Below are 3,547 nucleotides of genomic sequence, written 5' to 3' on the forward strand. Positions count from 1 at the left end.
GTGCTGTTCGGCAGCGCGCGCCGGGCGCGGGCGGCGGGCCGGACGATGGTGTTCGTCGACGAGCCGCGGGTGCTGGGCCGGATGTTCGCCGCCGAGCGGCATGCCCGTCTGTCGGCCGGCGGGCAGGGCTCGGAGCTGGCGTCCGCCGGGTAGGCGTGAACGCGCCGCGGCACCGGGTGCGGGCGAGTCCGACATCTGAGCGCAACGAACCGAAACGGGCGCGTTGCGTCACCCGTGGCGCGCCCGCGTGCCACTCGGGCGTGCGATGCGGCATGCTTGCAGGTACGTGCTGATCGGGTACTGCTTTCGGGTGACGGCCCGGCTTGCGGCATAGTGGCTGGCGCAATGGTGGCTGGCGAGTGGAGGCGTGCAGGACGTGGAGGTGCCCGCGGGGGTGGATTACGCCGGTGACCGCAGTGCGCGCCCCGTGGGGCTGCTCGGCACGCGGGAGTTCCCGCTGATCGCCGTGGTCGCGGCGTTCCTCGTCGCCGTCCTGCTCGGGGCCGGCATCGGATTCGCCACGGCCGACCGGGGATCGGGTTCGGGCGGGGGGAACGGCACGGCGGACGCACCGGCGCCGCAGCTGTCCCCGGTCCAGCGGGCCGCGCCCTGGGAGACGCAGCGGGTGCCCGGCACGGCGAACCAGCTGCAGGTCACCGCGGAGCCGGACCCGGTGGCGTTGCGCCTCGCGCTGCAGTGGACGGTCTCCGACGAGATCAAGAAGGCCGGCGGCCCCGCGACGATCACCGCCGATATGGTGACGGTCAAGGGCGGCATGCTGTACTTCGGGGCCGTCGAGGGGACGAGCGCCGCGACCGACGAGTACTGGGCGATCGGCCGCATCGAGGTCAAGGGCATGGCCACCCCGCCGGCCGACCCGCATGTGTGGCGCCGGCTCGGCAGTGCCCCGTGGGCGATCGTGGCCCACGGGGTGGGTGCCTGCGAAAAGATCCCGACCGCGCTGCTCAGCGTCTGGAAGGGCCAGCCCGCACCCTGCGCCGCATGATCGCCGTCCGGCGGGCGGCGCCCGGCGGACGGAGCTAGTCTCGTCGCGACCTGACCTCCAGGAAGGCGGCGGCGATGACCGATCTGTCCACCGACGCGGCGGAGCGGGATCGGCCGTGGATCTTCCGGACCTACGCGGGCCATTCGAGCGCGGCGCAGAGCAACGCGCTGTACCGGCGCAACCTCGACAAGGGCCAGACAGGGCTGTCGGTGGCGTTCGACCTGCCGACCCAGACCGGCTACGACCCCGACCATCCGCTGGCCCGCGGTGAGGTCGGCCGCGTCGGCGTGCCGATCGCGCACCTCGGCGACATGCGCCGGCTGTTCGACGGCATCCCGCTGGACCGGATGAACACGTCGATGACGATCAACGCGACGGCGATGTGGCTGCTCGCGCTCTACCAGGTCGCGGCGCAGGAGCAGGGCGCCGATCCGGCGAAACTGGCCGGCACGACGCAGAACGACATCATCAAGGAGTACCTCTCCCGCGGGACGTACGTCTTCCCGCCCGGGCCGTCGTTGCGGCTGGTCACCGACCTGATCGCCTACACGGTGGCGGAGATGCCCCGCTGGAACCCGATCAACATCTGCAGCTACCACCTGCAGGAGGCCGGGGCCACGCCGGTGCAGGAGCTCGCCTTCTCGATCTGCTCGGCGATCGCCGTGCTCGACGCCGTCGCCGTCGCCGCCGCCCCGCCGTCGGGGTCGGGGTCGGCCGGCGGGAGTACCACTGCGCGGAACATGGCAGATATCTGCGCCCGCATCTCCTTCTTCGTCAACGCCGGCGAGCGCTTCGTCGAGGAGATGTGCAAGATGCGCGCGTTCGTCCGGCTGTGGGATGACCTGCTGGTCAGCCGGTACGGAGTGGACGACCCGGCGGCCCGGCGCTTCCGCTACGGCGTGCAGGTCAACTCGCTCGGCCTGACCGAGGCCCAGCCGGAGAACAACATTATCCGGATCGTGCTGGAGACCCTCGGCGTCACCCTGTCGAAGAACGCGCGGTGCCGGGCGCTGCAGCTGCCGGCCTGGAACGAGGCACTCGGCCTGCCCCGGCCCTGGGACCAGCAGTGGTCGCTGCGGATCCAGCAGATCCTCGCCTACGAGACCGACCTGTTGGAGCATGAGGACCTCTTCGCCGGCTCGGTGGTCGTCGAGAAGCGGGTGGACGAGCTGGTCGGCCAGGCCCGGGAGGAGATCGACCGGGTGCAGGCGATGGGCGGCGCGGTGGCCGCGGTCGAGAGCGGCTACCTCAAGTCGGCGCTCGTGTCCGCGCAGGCCGGGCGCCGCGCCCGGATCGAGAGCGGCCGTGACGTCGTCGTCGGCGTCAACCGTTTCGTCGAGACGGAGCCGAATCCGCTGCTCGCCGAGCTCGACACGGCCGTCCAGACGGTCGACGCGGCAGCCGAGCGGGCCGCGGTCGACGCGCTCGCCGCCTGGCGCTCGCGGCGCGACCCGGCGGCCGTGGACGAGGCTCTCGCGCGGCTGCGGAGCACCGCCGGGACGACGGCGAACCTGGTGCCCGCGACGCTGGCCTGCGTGCGGGCCGGGGTGACCACGGGGGAGTGGGCGGACACCCTGCGGGAGGTCTTCGGTGAGTTCCGGGCCCCGACCGGGGTGGGCGGCGCGGCGGGCTCCGCGCCCGGCGCCGGGTCCGGGGAGCTGCGGGACCTCGTCGCGCGCACCCGGGCGGAACTGGGTCGGCCGGTGAAGCTGCTGATCGGCAAGCCGGGCCTCGACGGGCATTCCAACGGCGCGGAGCAGATCGCCGTGCGCGCCCGCGATGTCGGCTTCGAGGTGGTCTACCAGGGCATCCGGCTGACCCCGGCGCAAATCGTGGCGGCCGCCGTGGAGGAGGACGTCCACCTGGTCGGGCTCTCGATCCTCTCCGGGGCGCATCTCGACCTGGTGCCCGACGTGCTCGACGGGCTGCGGGCCGCCGGTGCGCGGGACATTCCCGTGGTCGTCGGCGGCATCATCCCGCCGGCCGACGCGCGGCGCCTCGAGGAGCTCGGCGTCGCCGGGATCTTCACTCCTCGGGACTATGCGTTGGACGCCATAATCCGTGACATCCTTCGCGTCGTACGGTCGAGGCATGGTCTCGACCTCGGTTGACCCGGATCCCGCACCAACCCTGGACGATGCGATCGCCTTCGCCACCCGGATGCACGCCGGGCAGGTCGACAAGGGCGGCGAGGAGTACATCGGCCATCCGCTGCGGGTCATGGCGACCGTCGCCCGCACCGCCGCGCCGGCCGGCGTCGACCCGCTGGCCGCCCAGTTCGCCGCGATCCTGCACGACGTCGTCGAGGACAGCGACACGACGCTGGCGGACCTGACCGGCGCCGGGTATCCGGCGCCGGTCGTGGCCGCGGTGGACGCGCTGACCCACCGGCCCGCCGAGTCGACACGGGACTACCTGGTCAGGGTCGCCGCGGACGCGCTGGCCGTGGTCGTGAAGCACGCCGACATGGCGGACAACTCCGACCCGAGCCGCCTGGGGCGCCTGGACGCCGAGTACGCCGCGCGCCTCGCCGCCCGGTAC

At 73.0% G+C, this 3,547-nt stretch carries 3 protein-coding genes; all 3 read left to right on the forward strand.

What is annotated here, in order from left to right; translation table 11 throughout:
* The first annotated feature begins 367 nt into the window (after positions 1–367).
* Positions 368–1,006, forward strand: coding sequence for a hypothetical protein (locus MXD58_RS22995; protein WP_248836701.1), 639 nt, complete (start codon positions 368–370; stop codon positions 1,004–1,006).
* Between the two features lie 74 nt (positions 1,007–1,080).
* Positions 1,081–3,117: an ethylmalonyl-CoA mutase gene (locus MXD58_RS23000; RefSeq protein WP_248836700.1), complete on the forward strand. Its 2,037-nt coding sequence runs from the start codon at positions 1,081–1,083 to the stop codon at positions 3,115–3,117.
* Positions 3,098–3,547 (forward strand): HD domain-containing protein (locus tag MXD58_RS23005; RefSeq protein ID WP_250609904.1); only part of this gene is annotated, 450 nt, incomplete at its 3' end. The genes MXD58_RS23000 and MXD58_RS23005, both read left to right, overlap by 20 nt.

It is taken from the genome of Frankia sp. AgKG'84/4, from assembly GCF_023242965.2.
Taxonomy (GTDB): Bacteria; Actinomycetota; Actinomycetes; order Frankiales; family Frankiaceae; genus Frankia.

Coding starts and splice junctions, on each gene's coding strand:
- MXD58_RS23000 (WP_248836700.1), top strand. CDS start 1,081: ATGACCGATCTGTCCACCGACGCGGCGGAGCGGGATCGGCCGTGGATC.